This window comes from Actinoplanes campanulatus (assembly GCF_014647795.1).
GTDB classification, from domain to species: Bacteria; Actinomycetota; Actinomycetes; order Mycobacteriales; family Micromonosporaceae; genus Actinoplanes; species Actinoplanes campanulatus.
This window is the reverse complement of sequence record NZ_BMPW01000010.1, coordinates 180,816-195,768: the sequence shown is the minus strand read 5'-3', so window position 1 is coordinate 195,768 and position 14,953 is coordinate 180,816. Positions and strand designations below refer to the sequence as shown.

Here is a 14,953-nt window from a genome sequence, read left to right as displayed (position 1 = left end):
GCTAGCCGTCCACTCGGAAGGTGAGCGTGGTGGTGCCGAGCTGGATCATGTCGCCCGGGTTGAGCGCGACGGCGGACACCCGCTGGCCGTTGACCATGGTGCCGTTCGTCGAGCCCAGATCGGTCAGCACGACCTGGTTGCCGTCGTAGTCCAGCCGGGCGTGGCGCCGCGAGATGCCGACGTCGGGCAGGCGAAGGTTCGCCTGGTCGCCACGTCCGATCACGGTCGAGCCCATCTGCAGCGGGTAGGTCCGGCCATCGCCGGAGACCAGGCCGACGCTGCGCGGGCCACCGTGGTGCTGCTGGTAGCCACCCTGCTGGTGCTGGTCGTAGGGCGAGTACTGCGGGCCGGCGTCGTACGCGGGCTGCTGCACCGGGGCGACCTCACCGCCGGTGTACACCTCCGCGGTGACCCGGAACATGCCCGTGTCCAGTCCGTCGCCACGCTCGATCTCGACGATCACGTCGCCGTAGACCGTCCAGGCCTGCTCACCGATGAACTCGGCCTGGGACTGCGCCAGCTCCTGGGCCAGCGCGGCGGCATAGGGCGCCAGCCGACTGTGGTCGTATGGCGACAGGTCGATCACATAGCGGTTGGGCACGAGGGTGCGGCCACCGGCGAGGATGGCCTTGTGCGCCTCCGCCTCCCGCTGCATGGCATTCAGAATCTCCACAGGGTGCACGACACCCTTGAACACCTTCGCGAAGGCCCCTTCGACCAGGCCTTCCAATCGCTTCTCAAAGCGCTGCAGCACGCTCACCGGCTCCTCCTCGGGTTCCGAGGACATGATGGTATCCGGCGGCCGCTTGCGCATCCTTAGCCCAAGAGCTGCCGGCACTTCTGACCCTCGTATGACCGCCTCTGACGCCGTGCTAGTGTTTCCAGCGTCGCGAGGCGGTATCTACTCGCTTGGTGACGTGCGACAGCGTAGTCTGTCGCAGCCAGTAACAACGAAGCAGGTTCGACCAGCCCGCTTCGGCCGAGAAGGTCGGATGTATGATCTTCGAGGCAAGTCACATGGGGATGTGGCGGAATGGCAGACGCGCACGGTTCAGGTCCGTGTGTCCGAAAGGACGTGGGGGTTCAACTCCCCCCATCCCCACGAGTCGCTGAAGCGCTCTCGGCCCGCTTTGCGGACGAGAGCGCTTCGTCGTTTCCGGGGCTCCAGCGATTCAGTCGCGCTTTCGGGTGGCTACAAGATCAACCCCATTGGGGTACGGGTGAGCGCCGGAATTTCACGTCAACTTTCGGGTGAAGGTGCACGGGACGCTATGCTCGCCGCCTCATCGGTTCTCAGGGTGGAGTGACGGTCGTGACAGCGACTAGTGCGGGTGTCGGACAGGGCAAGCGCAACGTTCTCGGTGTGCTCGTGGATGCGACCGACTATGCGACCGCGACCGCCCAGATCATCGAGGCCGCCAAGGAGCGGCGCGGGTTCGCCGTGACGGCGCTCGCGGTGCACGGCGTGATGACCGGTGTCGAGGACCCCGCCCACAACGCCCGGCTGAACTCGTTCGATCTGGTCACACCGGACGGCCAGCCGGTCCGCTGGGCACTGAACGTGCTGCACAAGGCCGGCCTGACCGACCGGGTGTACGGGCCCGAGCTGACTCTCCGGGTCGTCGAGCAGGCGGCCGCCGAGGGCCTGCCCATCTACCTGTACGGGTCGACCGAGCCCACCCTGGAGCGGCTGGTCCCGGCCCTGATGGGGATGTTCCCGTCACTCCGGATCGCCGGTGTCGAGGCGTCCAAGTTCCGGAAGTCCGAGCCCGGTGAGGCGGAGTCGATCGCCGAGCGGATCAAGGCGTCCGGCGCCCGCGTGGTGCTGGTCGGCCTGGGCTGCCCCCGGCAGGAGATCTTCACCTACGCCATGCGCCCGCTGCTGGACATGCCGCTGCTGGCCGTCGGCGCCGCCTTCGACTACCACGCCGGCCTGCTGAAGAACCCGCCCGCGTGGATGCAGCGGTACGCCCTGGAGTGGCTGTGGCGCCTGGGCCTGGAGCCGAAGCGGCTGTGGAAGCGGTATGTGCTGCTCAACCCGGCGTACCTGAGCCGCCTCGCCGTCCAGCGGCTGGGCCTGTGGAAGGCGACTCCGCCGGCGCCCGCCACCGAGCGGGTCCACGAGTTCGCCGTCTGACCGACCGGATCTTGTTTCGGACAGTGCGTCAAAGATCACTGTCCGTTCTCGACGGAGCGTTCTAGTACGCCTACGCACAGTGCCGTGGAACCCCTACGGGTGCCCGGTCCGGGCATATCCCGGTTTCGGTGCGGACGCAAGCGGTGAACGCTGTCGATGTGAACACCGTCGTGGACGTCTTCCTGATCGGCACCCTCGCCGCCGTCTGGCTCTCCGCCGGGCTCCTGGTCGACGGGATGCCCGCCGCCGTGACCGCGCGTCAGCTGCGCCGCCGCGCCGGGCTGCTCTCCGCGCTGGTCGGCGCGGGCGTCGCGGTGTTCGCCGCGATCCCTCTGGTCGTCGCCCTGGTGCCGGGCGTCTCGGCGGCGCCGGCCGCCGCCCTGCTGCCGGGCGTACCGGCACTGGTCGTGCTGACCGCGACCCTGCGCCGGCTCGGCTGGGTGCGCCGCGGCGCGGGGGCGTTCGCCGCCGCGCCGCTGACGCCGGTTCCGCCGGCCCTGCGGGCGGCGGCCGCCCACCCGCTGCTGTCCGCGCCGTTGCAGATCACCGGGGTCGCCGCGCTAGTGGGCCTACCGATCGCGGCCGGCCTGGTGGACGTGCCGGGCGGCGCGGCGACCGGCATGCTGGGCATCGCCGTCACGGTGATCATGGTGACCGTCGCCGGCATCGGGATCCGGGCGGCGCTGCGCCACAGCCGCCTGGCCCCGCTGGTGCTGGCCCCGATCGGACGGCGGGACCGGGAGCGGGCGCCGGCCGGCGCCCGCTGATCGTCAGCGCTGCTTGGCTTCCTGGACGTAGAGCAGTTCCAGGATCGAGCGGGTCGCCTCGAACCAGCGGTCCAGCCAGTCCGACGGCGGCAGCGTGCCCCGAGCCGGCAGCTCCAGCAGCAGTCCGCGGAGCAGCGGGTGGTCGGCCATCGACTGGTTCGACGAGTCGGACCAGGTTCCGGACGGGAAGACCGGCTCGTTCAGGTTCTGCAGATCCAGGGAGGGCAGTCTCGCGGCCCGGTCCAGCGGGCTGGTCGGCTCGATGCTGTGGGAGCGTCCGGGCGACCGGGTCGGCAGGCCGGAGCTGGTACGGGACACCAGCTCACCGTCGCTGTGATCGCCCGTGAGGGCTTCCCGCCGGCCCTGCCGGTACGCGCTCACGCCCCCGCTGAAGCGGTCCTGCGCCGTCGACGAACCGCTGCTGAGGTTCTCGGAACCAATCGTCATCTCTACTGCCTTGCCTCGTCGGTGGTGTGTCCCGGCCCGTCAGCGCGGTCCGGTCCGCGCCTGGAGCTTTCAACGAGGCGAGTCGCGCACAGCGACGCGAATCGGGCAAATAGCAACGTACGGCCCGGCAATCGGATCGCCGGGCCGGCCGCTCAGGCATCCTCAGAGGTCGAACTCGCCGTCCTTGGCCCCACCCACGAACGCGTCCCACTCCGCGGTCGTGAAGATCAGTGCCGGTCCCGACGGGTTCTTCGAGTCGCGCACCGCGATAGCCTCGCCGACGAATGCGACCTCGACACAGTTGTCGCAGTTCGGCCCGCTCCGCGTGCTCTTGAACCAGCGTGCCTGGTTCAGATCGACTCGGAGGCCCTTCGCCTCGATTTCCACAATGGCTCCTCTGCCAACTTTTCGATCATCCCGATGGACGCCTCCGGATCCAGGGCGGCAGCCCGGATGGTGCCGAACACCTCGCGGAACTTGCGGAGTTCGTCGTCCTTCTCCAGAAAGAGCCCACCGGCCGCGTTCTCGGCGAACACCAGGGCGGGGTCACCGTCCGAGGGGAAGTCGAGGATCGCGAACGCGCCGTCCATGGCGGCGTGCGCGCCGACCGCGAACGGCAGGATCTGGAGTGTCACGTTCGGCAGGCCGGCGGTCTCGACCAGATGTCGCAACTGATCGCGCATGACCGCGTCGCCACCGACCGGGCGACTCACCACCGCTTCATCGAGCACCACCCAGAGATCGATTGGATCGTCCTGAATCAGTAACGACTGCCGTTCCATACGGACGCGGACCCGTTGCGCGATTTCCTGATCGGTGTCATCCCATCGGGCGGATCGAATGAGAGCCATTGCGTACTGCTCGCTCTGCAGAAGGCCCGGAATGACCTGCTGCTCGTACGCCTGGATTGATCTAGCTTCGGCCTCGAAGCCGACATAAGTGCTGTTCAGGACGGTGGAGAAGGGGTGCCACCAACCTTTCTTTCGGGCGTCTCGCGAAATTTCAACTAACTCTCCTGAAATGTCCGGATCGACCCCATAAATGGCCAACATGGCGCTCACGTCAGGCGGACTGGCGGTGGTATGCCCGGTTTCGATCCGGGATATCTTGGATGGCGAGCAGCCCAGCCGCTCGGCCACCACATCAATCGTCACGCCGGCCGCCTCGCGGTACCTGCGCAGTTCCACCCCGAGGCGGCGTCGACGGACGGTGGGACTGCGACGTCGATTCACCCGACCAGTCTCCCGAGCCGCTCATGATCGTTCAAGCACATTGGATGATCACGGAGAATCACGGAAGCGTGACATGCAACTTGCATCGACGAGACTAGTGGTGCAATCTTTCCGTATGGCTTGCATCACTTAACGTTCTTGAGAGACGCGAGCAAGTCCGACAAATAGCAGCAAGACGACGTCCGATACGGGGCGCCGAGCCACTTCCGGTCCACGATGGACCTCAGCCCGAAGCCGGGTAGACGTGATCGGCGATAGTGACGTTCCGCAACCTCCTTCGATGGTCAAACCCGTCGGAGGCTTGCAAGGGCGTATCAAACCGGCAAACTGGTGCGCCTGGGTCACCAAAGTCCATCTACACGGGTCTCAGGGCAGGAGATGACGTGGTTCTACCTCGGTCCGGTGATGTCATTCACGTGACGAGAGCGGCGAGTGTCCAATTCGCATCACCGATGCTCTTCCGGGTCATCCGGGTCCACGACTGGCCGACCTACGAGGGTTGGGTCTGGCTGGACGGCTACGAACTGAACTCGGCCGGTGACGCGGTCGAACGCCGCTCGATCTTCGTACAGGTCAATGGTCTGCGCCCGGCCGGGAAGGCGCCCGATCCGCGCCTGCGCAACAGCCGTCAGCCGGCCAGCCGTCCCGGGGTGGCCCCCGCGCGGACGGTCCGCACCCCGCGCTGAATCAACCTCCGATGGAGGGCGCCGGTGTCGTCGGAGACGGGTCGCCCGTCCGCGCGGTGGCCACGATGAGGGTCACCCGGGTGTCCGACGGCACCTGCTGACCCTCCCCGGGGTCGCAATTGATCACCGTTCCCGGCTCGGCGTCGCTCTCCCGGCGAATCACCCGGTAGCCCAGGTTGGAGCGGGTCAGTGCCGCCTGTGCGTCGGCCAGCGGCATCCCGCGCAGCGCGGGCACGGTCACCTCGCGATCCGCCGCGTCGGTCGTCGGCGGTGTGGTGATCGTCTCGGTGACCGTGGGCGGGGTGGTCACATCGGGGGCGGCCGGCTCGGTCGTCGTCGCGCGCACGGCGGGTGTAGCCGGAGTCTCCACCGCGCCGTCCGAATCCCGCACGATCACCGCGATGGCGAAGCCCAGCAGCCCGAGCAGGACCAGAGAGACGGTGCCGATGGCGATCGGCGCCCACCAGCGGCCGGGTGGTTCGGCGGGCCGGCCGTCGGCCCAGTCCCCGTCCTCGTCGAACTCGTCACGGCGATAGGCCCCGTACGGCCGGACACCGGCCCGGCCGGTCCACACGTCCGTGCCACGGTCCTCCGGTCGCGGGGACGGCTCCTCGTTCACTGACGACAACGGGCGGGTCTCGTCATCCCGCTCGGGTTCGCGCTCCTCGGGCATCACCGCGCCCCTTCCGCTCCGTACATCCGCGCTAGTCGCAGCGTCAAGGTATCGAATCTTGCGGCCTGGTTGTGGTTTCCACCAGCCGTAAAGCGGCCGAGTGCCGACGATCGGTGACCATTTCCCAGACATCGGCGGAGACCAGTACAGTGCCCGGCATGGCCGAGAATGGCTGGACAACACAGGCTGCCACCGCGGCCGGCATCGCGGCCGGGACCGGGGCCGCTCAACTGGGTCTGGGCTACGGCCTGGGTGTCATCACCTGGCCGGTCACCCTCTCCGACGCCGACAGCGTCTGGCTGGGCAGCCTCGGCTGGGCGACCTGGATCACGGCGAGCGCCACGGTGCTCGGCGCGGTCATCGCCGGCCGGCTGCGAGCCGAACGGCCCGGCCGGTGGCGGGCGCTCTGGCGGTTCGCGCTGGCGGCGGCCTCGGCGGTCGGCGCGCTGGTGTCGGTCGTGCTGGTCGCGCTACCGGCCCGGTCCGCGGTCCGCGCCGACACCCTCTCCCCCCAACTGGTCGCCAGTGGGTATGCACTCGCCGGTCTGCTGGCCGGCCTCGTGGTCGCGTTCTGGGCGGTGTCGTCCACCCCGGTCGCGGCCAACCTGATCGGCACCGCGCTGTGGCTGTGGACACTGGCCATCACCGGCGTGGTGGCCGAGCTCGTCACCGGGCGGGACTTCGCCACCTACCTGACCAGCTGGCAGTTCGCCGAGTCGGTGAGTCCCGTCCGCTACGGCGGGATCTACTGGCCGAGTGCCCTGCTGACCCTGGTCGCGGCATTCGTCATCGGCCTGGTCGCGGCCGGCCCGGCGGCGCTGAGGGGCGAACTGGGGCTGGGTACCGCGATCTCCGGCGCGGTCGGGCCGCTGCTGGTCGCCTTCTCGTTCCTCACCCTGGCGCCACTGTTGACCGAGGCGATGGGGCCGCTGCAGTCGGCGTACCTCATCGCTCCGTACGCCGTCCTCGCCGGCCTGGCCGGATCCGCGCTCACCGTGGCCCTGGTGACAGGCCGGCGCGGTCGTCTCACTCCCGTCCCCGTCCCGAAGACGGAAAGCGCCCCGGCGAAGCCGGCCAAGGCGACCGGCCGGGTGACCGCACCCGCGCCGGCGAAGGCGGCGCCTTCCGCCAAGACCGACGCCAAGCCGGACGCCAAGCCGGACGCCAAGCCGGCCCCGGCCGACCCGGAGATCGCCGAGGCGTCCCGCCCGAGCGGCCGCACCCCGGCCAAGCGCCGCAACGGCAACGGCGACACCGCCCCGCGGTCCACGATCACCCCGCCGCCGGCCAGCCCGACGGTGGCCCGGATCAACCCGGACGACCCCAAGAAGCCCGGCAAATAGCCTCAGATCGGCCAGGTGTGCACCGGCTCGTTGGTGCGCTGGAATTCGAGGTACCGCTGCGTCATCTCGCGCAGCGCCACCGCGCGGTCCAGGCCGCGCTCCTGGACGGTACGGACCGTCTCGCACTGCCAGGCGGCGCCGTTGCGCCGGGTCCGGCAGCGGTCCTCGATGATGCCGAGGAACCGGTCACGATGCGCCGGGTGCACCCCGTACCGGTCCAGACCGGAATGGGCGCGGGGAAGCAGCACGTCGCGCACCAGATCGGTCACCGGCACCTCGCCGAAGCCAGGCCAGAACAGCCGGGCCTCGATCCCGTCCCGTGCTCCGGTCCGGAAGCCGGCCTCGGCCGCCGCGAAGTCCAGGCACGTCCAGAGCGGCGGATCCTCCTCGGCGAGCTGCCGGACGAGTCCGAAGTAGAACGCCGCGTTGGCCAGCATGTCCGCCACGGTGGGGCCGGACGGCAGGACCCGGTTCTCCACCCGCAGGTGCGGACGGCCGCCGGTGACGTCGTAGACCGGCCGATTCCAGCGGTAGACGGTGCCGTTGTGCAGGCGCAACTCGGGCAGTTCGGGGATGCCGCCGGCGGCCAGGACGGCGACCGGGTCCTCCTCACCGAGTTCCGGCAGCAGCGGTGGGAAGTAGCGGACGTTCTCCTCGTACAGATCGAGGATCGAATCGATCCACCGGTCACCGAACCAGACCCGCGGTCGTACGCCCTGGGCCGCGAACTCGTCCGGGCGCGGATCGGTGGCCTGCTCGAAGAACGGGATCCGGGTCTCCGCCCAGAGCCGCCGCCGGTAGAGGAACGGGGCGTTGGCGCCGAGCGCCAGCTGAACTCCGGCGATCGCCTGGGACGCGTTCCAGTACCGGGCGAAGTCGGCCGGGGCGACCCGCAGGTGGAACTGCGCGCTCGTGCAGGCACCCTCCGGGGCGATGGTGTCGCTGCTGGTCCGCAGTCGCTCCGGGCCCTGAATGTCGATCCGGAAGGCGTCACCGCGGGCGCCCGCGATCTCGGCGTCCAGCGCGCGGAACCGCTCGTGGTCGGAGATGTCGCCGAGCACCAGCTGGCCGGCGGTGAGGGTGGGCAGCATCCCGATCAGGATGAGCCGGGTCTCCCGTTTGCGGGCGGAGTCGCCGGCCGCACGCAGGGCTTGCAGGATCTCCCGCTCGTAGTCGCCGAGCCCGTCGCCGGCCAGCGACCGGGGTGGCACGTTCAGCTCGAGGTTGAACCGGCCCAGCTCCAACTGGAAGCGGGGATCGGCCAGGTCGGCCAGGACCTCGGCGTTGCGCATGGCGGGGGCGGCCTCCGCGTCGACCAGGTTGATCTCGATCTCCAGGCCGGTGGTCCGGTCGCCGGCCTCGATCCGGCCTTCCTCGAGCATCCCGGTCAGCGCGTCGAGGCCACGGCGGACCCTCCGCCGGAACAGCACCCGATCATGCGGCGAGAAGACGGCGGTCACCAGTTCCTTGCCCATGTGCTGCCCTCCCGGGACGGCCGGGGACGAAACGGATATCGATCACCGCTCTGTGAACGAACGACTGCGTTCGGTTCACCCTGCCATCCCTCGCGGACGACCGCCAGACATCCGGATACACGGAGAACGCCGCCCGGAACCGGACGGCGCTCTCCGATGAGGACGGTCAGCCCTGCTGCAGGATGGCCTCACCCTCGATCTCGATCTTGACCTTCTTGCCGATCATCACGCCACCGGTCTCCAGGGCCATGTTGTAGGTCAGACCCCAGTCCTCCCGGTCGATCTCGGTGTGCGCGCTGAACCCGAAGAGATGCTGCCCGTACGGGCTGGTGGTGGCGCCCTCGAACTCGACGACCAGCTCGACCGGCCGGGTGATGCCCTTGATGGTGAGCTCGCCGTCGAGGACGAACTCGGCGCCCGCGTGCGACTTCACGCCGGTGCTGCGGTACTCCATCGTCGGGTACTTCTCGGCCTCGAAGAAGTCACCGGTACGCAGGTGGTTGTCCCGGTCGACCTGGCCGGTCTCGACGCTGCCGGTCTTGATGGAGGCGACGACCGAGGACTCCAGCGGGTTCTCCGCCACTGTGACGGTGGCGGTCGCCTCGGCGAACTGGCCGCGGACCTTGCTCACCATGAGGTGCTTCACCACGAAGCCGACCCGCTTGTGCGCCGCGTCCAGCTCGTAGGTGCCGGCGGCGGGAATCTGGAGACCTTCGAACTCACGGGTGCTGACGGTCATGACACTGCCTTCTCTCGAAGCTCGGTCCGGATGCTTGTCTGACGGAGCAACTATATGCGCCGCAATATTCCTCCTGTCAAGTGCCTGCTAGAGTCGAAGCGTGAACACGGACCTGGACGACCCACGCCTCACCGCAGTCGGGCTGCTCGCGGAGGCCTATACGGGCCTGATGAACCGGCTGGCCGCGCAGTTCGAGGAGCACCGCCTCTCCCCGGTGGAGTTCGAGGTGCTGATGAGGCTGGCCCGGTCCCCCGGCAATCACCTGCGGATGACCGATCTGGCCGGGCAGACCACCCTCTCCACCAGCGGTGTCACCCGGGTCGTCGACCGGATGGAGCGCAGCGGGCTGGTCCGCCGTGAGGCGTGCCCGAGCGACCGGCGCAGCTCCTACGCGGTCATCACCGACGAGGGCATGCAGCGGCTCACCGAGGTCCTGCCGGGTCATCTGGAGCTGGTTCAGCGGTGGTATGTCGGGTTGCTTCCCGAGGAGCAGCTGACCCAACTGCTGGATTCGCTGCGCACGGTCCGGGACGCGGTCAACCCGTGCGCGACGGCGGGCAGCACGGAGTCCGCGCTGCCCGCCTGATCGGTCACTACAGTCCGAGGCCCCGCGCGATGAGCATGCGCTGCACCTCGGAGGTGCCCTCGCCGACTTCGAGGATCTTGGCGTCGCGGTAGAACCGGCCGACCGCGGACTCGTTCATGAATCCGTAGCCGCCGTGCACCTGGGTGGCGTACCGGCTGTTCTCCATGGCGGCGTTGCTGGCGTTCAGCTTGGCGATCGCGGCGTACCGCTTGAACTCCTCGCCGGCGAGCATCCGGGCGGCGGCGTCGTAGTAGCCGAGCCGGGCCACGTGGGCGCGCATGTCCATGTCCGCGATCAGGAACTGGACGGCCTGGTTGGCGCCGATCGGCCGGCCAAAGGCGGTGCGGTTCCCGGCGTACGTCACCGACTCGTCGACGCAGCCCTGGGCCAGGCCGACCGAGAGCGCGGCGATCGCGATCCGGCCCTCGTCGAGGATGCGCAGGAACTGGGCCAGGCCACGGCCACGTTCGCCGAGCAGGTTGGCGGCCGGCACCCGGACCTCGTCGAAGGACAGCTCATGGGTGTCCGACGCGCACCAGCCGACCTTCGAGTAGCCCGGCGCCACCGTGAACCCGGGGGTGCCGGACGGGACGATGATGGTCGACAGCTCCTTGCTGCCGTCCGGGTTGGTGCCGGTCACCGCCATCACCGTGACCAGGCAGGTGATATCGGTGCCGGAGTTCGTGATGAACGCCTTGGTCCCGTTGATCACCCATTCGCCGGTGCTCTCGTCGAGCACCGCCCGGGTGGTGGTGCCGGCCGCGTCCGACCCGGTGCCCGGCTCGGTCAGGCCGAAGGCGGCGAGCGCCTCACCACTGGTCAGCCGGGGGAGCCACTGCTTCTTCTGCTCGTCGGTGCCGTACCGGAAGATCGGCATGGCGCCCAGCGAGACGGCGGCCTCCAGGGTGACGGCGACCGAGCTGTCGACCCTGGCCAGTTCCTCCAGAGCCAGGCAGAGCGCGAAGTAGTCGCCGCCCATCCCGCCGTGCTCCTCCGGGAAGGGCAGACCGAAAAGGCCCATCTTTCCCATCTGGCGCACGATCTCGTACGGGAAGGTCTTGTTCTCGTAGTGCTCGGCGATCACCGGCGCGATCTGCTCCCGCGCGAACTGCCGCACACTGTCGCGCAACTCCGCATACTCATCACCGAGCCGGAAGTCGACCATTGCCCCATCCTTAACGCTCGTTAGGCTTAACGGACGTTAGGTTATCTCACCGTTCGGGGGGCGGCAACGACGAACGGGAGTCCCCGGGTTGCGGAGACTCCCGTCCGTTTCACTGCTACCGGCGCTGTGGAGTAGCGCCGGCGGTCATCGGCGTCACTTGCCGATGCGGGTCGCGCCCGGGACCGGCGCAACCCAGCCTCCCACCGCGTGCGGTCAGCGCAGGGTGTCGAGCAGGTCGAGGCCGCCGAAGTTGCCCGAGCCGACGCCGCCCAGGTCCTTGGTCAGCGCGGAGACCGGGGAGTTCTCGTTCTCCCGGCCACCGTTGCCCTTGCCGTACTTGTCCGGGCTGACGTCGTTGTCGTCGGCCGGGTTCTCGAAGTCGTCCTTCGTGTCGGCCGGGAAGTCGTCGCCGCGGTTGCCGCCCTTGTCGTACCCGGCGTTGGCCTTGCCGCCCTTGACACCCTTGGGGCCCTTGACGCCCTGGTCACCGCGGATGTCGTCGCCCGGCGCCCACTGGTTGCCGTCGCCCTTGACGATGCCGTTGCCCCGGAACCGCGGCTCCCGGTCGCCGGGGTAGTAGTCCCGCGGGCCGTCCGGGCCGAGGTCGCCCAGGAACTCGTCGCAGTCGTCGAGGATGTAGTCCGGAACCGGGTAGTACGGCACGTAGTTGTGCACCGGCAGGATCCCGTAGTCCGGGCCCTCGTCGAGGTCACCGGGGTAGAAGCCGCCCGGGTAGTCGTCGCCGGGGAGAACGCCGCCGGGGAGGACGCCGCCGCCACCGGGAAGAACACCGCCGCCGGGGAAGCCGCCGCCCGGGAAGCCGCCACCGGGGTTCTGGCCGCCGCCCGGGTGACCGTTGCCCCGGTCGAAGCTGATCGGCTGGCCACCGCCGATCGAGTTGGCGCAGATGCCGTTCGCGCTCGCGAAGCCGAGAACGCCGATCGCGTTGCCGCACGCGTTGATCGGGATGTTGATCGGCACGGACACCTGGTTGCCGTTCAGGAGACCGTAGTTACCGGTGGTGACCTGGTCGCCGGAGCCGCCCCCGGCAGCGGTGGCGCTCTCGGTGCGCTTGCCGGCCTTCTTGCTCTCCTGCGGGTGGGCCATGCGGTAGGTCGGGCCGATCTGGTTCGCGCAGATACCGTTCGCGGTCGCGCTACCGATCAGCGCGAGGGCGTTGCCGCACGCGTTGATCGGGATGTTGATCGGCACGGACACCTGGTTGCCGTTCAGGGCGCCGTAGTTGTTGTAGCTCAACTGGTCCGGGCTGCTGCCGCCGCCGGGACCGCCGCCCCAGATGTTCTCGGGGGTCCGGGCGGACTCCACCTGGTTGGCGCTGACGCCCTTGGCGGTCGCATGGCCGGCCACGGCGGCGGCGTTGCCGGTCACGTTGACCGGCACGTTGACCGGCACGGCCACCTGCGTGCCGTTCAGAGCGCCGTAGTTGTTGAACGAGCGCTGCTTGGTCCGGCCACCGGCGTTCTCGACCTTGTTGGCGCCGGCCCCGACCGCCTGCGCCGAGCCGAGGGCGCCCACCGAGTTGCCGACCAGGTTGACCGGCACGGTGATCGGCATGGCGACCTGGGTGCCGTTGGCCGCGCCGAAGTTGTTGAAGGTTGCCTGGTCGACGTCGGCCTGGGCGACCGCGGCCGGGGCCAGCAGGAGGGCACCGGCGGCCAGGACGCCGACACTCAGAGTCTTACGAACCCAAGTCTTCTTCATCAGAAAAGATTTGCCTTTCGCAAATGGTCAGCATTGTTTCCGCGTATTCATTTGTCTGGTCCGGAACCACGGTTTTTGGGCGCAGCGGTGCCCTGGCACTATTTCCAAGCCCTGACTCCGCCTGTCGACACGCGCCCTGAGGTGACGCTTCGATAGCGGTGAAGGTGATGCCCTCAAGTCCTTGACGATTCGCCGCTTGTGCGCAAACGGTTCAGGAATCGCTGTCCGGACGCCCTACGAAGCGCCGGTGGAGGGTTGGCGGAACGCCGTCACTAGTCAGGCGAGACGGTCGGTGCCTCGGCGTCGTTCCGCCGGGCCTCGACATCGGCCACTACCGGCAGCTGGTGGTTCGCCACCGCGCCGTTCGCGAGCCGGGCCGGAAGGACGGCTACCGAGCCGGCCTCCGGAGACGATCCCGAGCCGCTGGCCGGGATGCCGCTGACTGCCCCGAGGTTCATGCCCCGCGGCGTGGGCCCGTCATCGGGCACCTCGTCACGGGCGGTCTCCGGCGCCGGCCGGGCGGCCGGGATGCGCCGTTGAACGTGGGACTTGAACTGTGCCCTGGCCTTACCGGCCGCGGCTTTGGCCTGTTTCGGCTTCGCCTTTCCGGTACGCACGACGACCGGTTTCTCCGGCCGTTTCGTATCCGGCACGGCGGCTGTGACGTCGACGACGGTCACCGGGGCCGCAGCGGCCACCGGCGGTTCCGGCGGAGACCCCACCGGAACCGGTTCGTTCTGCGCCCGGTCGTCCACCGTTCCACCGCTGGCACGCGGGGAAGCGGCCGCCGTTCGCAGCGACGCGCCGACGGGCTCGCCGTCGATCGCGGTCACCTCGTCCACGATCTCGTCGATCGCCTCCACCGGCATGGACGTCTCCAGCGGCCGGACGGCCGCTTCAAGGAGTTCGCCGACCGTGGGTTCGTTCCCGGCCACCGTCGCTACCTCGGACAACGCGGACCCGAGCAGGTCATCGTGGTCCGCGGCGTGTGCGGCGGATCCGGTGAGCAGCCAGGCCGCTCCGGCCAGGCCTCCGACGACGAATGCACGCAGGATCCACCGGGATCCGGTGCGGCCCGCGCGGCGCTCCGTCCGCCGCTCCGCCCCCTGGCTGTGGGACGGCATGAGCGGGGAGCCGCCAAGGGTGCCCGGCAGAGACCGGCTCGTCGCGCGCTCGTCGCGCTCGACCCCCCAGCCCGCCATGGCTTCACCCCTCGTCGTCACGGTGACCGATTAGCCCTGTTCACTAGAAACAGGCGGTATTGGCCACTCGGTATTGGTAACGACGGGAGCGAGCCGGAAGTCACGCGGACAAATCGGAAAAATGATCGCAAGAAAAAGCAACGAAAATCACACTTGTCCTTAGTGTCCGGTCAGTGCGTGGATCGTCGCGTCACGCAGCAAAGCGGCGCGGCGCACCCGGTCCACCTCGCCGCCGAGGAACGGTGTGGAGTTCATCAGACCGAACGCCGCGTGAGCCAGCACCCGGGCCTCGGGCGCGGGGAGTTCGGGGCGGACCCGGGACAGCACGGCCACCCACTCCTCCACATAGAGCCGTTGCAGCTTGCGGATCTGCCGGCGCGGATCCTCCGGCAGCCGGTCCAGCTCGTGCAGATGCAGAGCGATCACCGCGGGGTTGGCCAGAGCGAAGTCGACGTGGAAGTCGATCAGATCGGCGAGGGCGGCCTCCGCGTCGTCCGGATGCCGGGCGACGCGCTCCTGGCCGCCCTGCAACAGGCTTTCACTGACCGGGATCAGGGCGGCGACCAGCATCGCCTCCTTGCCCGCGAAGTGGTGGTACAGAGCCGGGCCGGTGACGCCGGCAGCGGAACCGATGTCGTCCATCGACACGCCGTGATAGCCACGAGAGGCGAACAGGCCCACCGCGATTTCCAGAATCTCGTCGCGGCGCGACCGCCGCCGAGGCGCCGGTGGGGTGGTCCGGTGCCGCTGATCTACCGTCGTCACCTCGCAACTGTAAC

General features: G+C 69.1%; 16 protein-coding genes and 1 tRNA gene. 6 read left to right on the top strand and 11 right to left on the bottom strand.

The annotated features are described in order from the left end of the window. Nucleotide 1 precedes the first annotated feature (1 nt). Nucleotides 2-787: an FhaA domain-containing protein gene (locus tag IEZ13_RS20815; RefSeq protein ID WP_183225796.1), complete on the bottom strand. Its 786-nt coding sequence runs from the start codon at nucleotides 785-787 to the stop codon at nucleotides 2-4. Nucleotides 788-1,019: 232 nt separating this feature from the next. Between IEZ13_RS20815 and IEZ13_RS20810 the strand changes: the two genes are divergently transcribed. The 3 genes from IEZ13_RS20810 to IEZ13_RS20800 all read left to right on the top strand — a co-directional run bounded on the left by IEZ13_RS20810 (nucleotide 1,020) and on the right by IEZ13_RS20800 (nucleotide 2,904). Next, nucleotides 1,020-1,102: transfer RNA gene (locus tag IEZ13_RS20810), tRNA-Leu, on the top strand. A gap of 210 nt (nucleotides 1,103-1,312) precedes the next feature. Then, nucleotides 1,313-2,137 carry a WecB/TagA/CpsF family glycosyltransferase gene (locus IEZ13_RS20805; protein WP_183225797.1) on the top strand — a complete coding sequence of 275 codons (825 nt, stop codon included), beginning with the start codon at nucleotides 1,313-1,315 and terminating at the stop codon, nucleotides 2,135-2,137. 143 nt (nucleotides 2,138-2,280) lie between these two features. After that, on the top strand, nucleotides 2,281-2,904 hold the full coding sequence (locus IEZ13_RS20800) for a hypothetical protein (RefSeq protein WP_183225798.1): 624 nt from the start codon (nucleotides 2,281-2,283) through the stop codon (nucleotides 2,902-2,904). A 3-nt stretch (nucleotides 2,905-2,907) separates the two neighbouring features. Here IEZ13_RS20800 and IEZ13_RS20795 read toward each other — a convergent pair whose 3' ends face one another. From IEZ13_RS20795 to IEZ13_RS20785, 3 genes are all read right to left on the bottom strand, one after another. Beyond that, nucleotides 2,908-3,351 carry a hypothetical protein gene (locus tag IEZ13_RS20795; RefSeq protein WP_183225799.1) on the bottom strand — a complete coding sequence of 148 codons (444 nt, stop codon included), beginning with the start codon at nucleotides 3,349-3,351 and terminating at the stop codon, nucleotides 2,908-2,910. A gap of 162 nt (nucleotides 3,352-3,513) precedes the next feature. Next, the gene (locus tag IEZ13_RS20790) at nucleotides 3,514-3,732 is read right to left on the bottom strand and encodes a DUF397 domain-containing protein (protein WP_372441892.1); all 219 of its coding nucleotides are present in this window, start codon (nucleotides 3,730-3,732) and stop codon (nucleotides 3,514-3,516) included. Beyond that, on the bottom strand, nucleotides 3,702-4,583 hold the full coding sequence (locus IEZ13_RS20785) for a helix-turn-helix domain-containing protein (RefSeq protein ID WP_183225801.1): 882 nt from the start codon (nucleotides 4,581-4,583) through the stop codon (nucleotides 3,702-3,704). Before IEZ13_RS20785 ends, IEZ13_RS20790 begins: the two co-directional genes overlap by 31 nt. Before the next feature lie 383 nt (nucleotides 4,584-4,966). Between IEZ13_RS20785 and IEZ13_RS20780 the strand changes: the two genes are divergently transcribed. Beyond that, on the top strand, nucleotides 4,967-5,269 hold the full coding sequence (locus IEZ13_RS20780; protein ID WP_183225802.1) for a hypothetical protein: 303 nt from the start codon (nucleotides 4,967-4,969) through the stop codon (nucleotides 5,267-5,269). Between the two features lies 1 nt (nucleotide 5,270). Here IEZ13_RS20780 and IEZ13_RS20775 read toward each other — a convergent pair whose 3' ends face one another. Then, nucleotides 5,271-5,942 (bottom strand): PASTA domain-containing protein, encoded by a 672-nt coding sequence (locus IEZ13_RS20775; RefSeq protein WP_183225803.1) that lies wholly within the window; start codon nucleotides 5,940-5,942, stop codon nucleotides 5,271-5,273. A gap of 158 nt (nucleotides 5,943-6,100) precedes the next feature. On the opposite strand from IEZ13_RS20775, the gene IEZ13_RS20770 reads away from it, so the two are divergent. Beyond that, a complete protein-coding gene (locus tag IEZ13_RS20770; protein WP_183225804.1) occupies nucleotides 6,101-7,285 on the top strand; it encodes a Hansenula MRAKII killer toxin-resistant protein 1 in 1,185 nt (394 codons plus the stop codon). A gap of 2 nt (nucleotides 7,286-7,287) precedes the next feature. Here the strand turns inward: IEZ13_RS20770 and IEZ13_RS20765 are convergent, their stop codons facing one another. Beyond that, on the bottom strand, nucleotides 7,288-8,760 hold the full coding sequence (locus IEZ13_RS20765; protein ID WP_183225805.1) for a glutamate-cysteine ligase family protein: 1,473 nt from the start codon (nucleotides 8,758-8,760) through the stop codon (nucleotides 7,288-7,290). 166 nt (nucleotides 8,761-8,926) lie between these two features. Next, the gene (locus IEZ13_RS20760) at nucleotides 8,927-9,499 is read right to left on the bottom strand and encodes a YceI family protein (protein WP_183225806.1); all 573 of its coding nucleotides are present in this window, start codon (nucleotides 9,497-9,499) and stop codon (nucleotides 8,927-8,929) included. Nucleotides 9,500-9,599: 100 nt separating this feature from the next. Between IEZ13_RS20760 and IEZ13_RS20755 the strand changes: the two genes are divergently transcribed. Next, the gene (locus tag IEZ13_RS20755) at nucleotides 9,600-10,085 is read left to right on the top strand and encodes a MarR family winged helix-turn-helix transcriptional regulator (protein ID WP_183225807.1); all 486 of its coding nucleotides are present in this window, start codon (nucleotides 9,600-9,602) and stop codon (nucleotides 10,083-10,085) included. Nucleotides 10,086-10,092: 7 nt separating this feature from the next. Here IEZ13_RS20755 and IEZ13_RS20750 read toward each other — a convergent pair whose 3' ends face one another. The 4 genes from IEZ13_RS20750 to IEZ13_RS20735 all read right to left on the bottom strand — a co-directional run bounded on the left by IEZ13_RS20750 (nucleotide 10,093) and on the right by IEZ13_RS20735 (nucleotide 14,939). Beyond that, nucleotides 10,093-11,250: an acyl-CoA dehydrogenase family protein gene (locus IEZ13_RS20750; RefSeq protein WP_183225808.1), complete on the bottom strand. Its 1,158-nt coding sequence runs from the start codon at nucleotides 11,248-11,250 to the stop codon at nucleotides 10,093-10,095. A 213-nt stretch (nucleotides 11,251-11,463) separates the two neighbouring features. After that, a complete protein-coding gene (locus IEZ13_RS20745; RefSeq protein ID WP_183225809.1) occupies nucleotides 11,464-12,972 on the bottom strand; it encodes a chaplin in 1,509 nt (502 codons plus the stop codon). Between the two features lie 272 nt (nucleotides 12,973-13,244). Next, a complete protein-coding gene (locus IEZ13_RS20740) occupies nucleotides 13,245-14,174 on the bottom strand; it encodes a hypothetical protein (RefSeq protein WP_183225810.1) in 930 nt (309 codons plus the stop codon). A gap of 159 nt (nucleotides 14,175-14,333) precedes the next feature. Next, nucleotides 14,334-14,939 (bottom strand): TetR/AcrR family transcriptional regulator, encoded by a 606-nt coding sequence (locus tag IEZ13_RS20735; protein ID WP_183225811.1) that lies wholly within the window; start codon nucleotides 14,937-14,939, stop codon nucleotides 14,334-14,336. Between the last annotated feature and the right edge of the window lie 14 nt (nucleotides 14,940-14,953).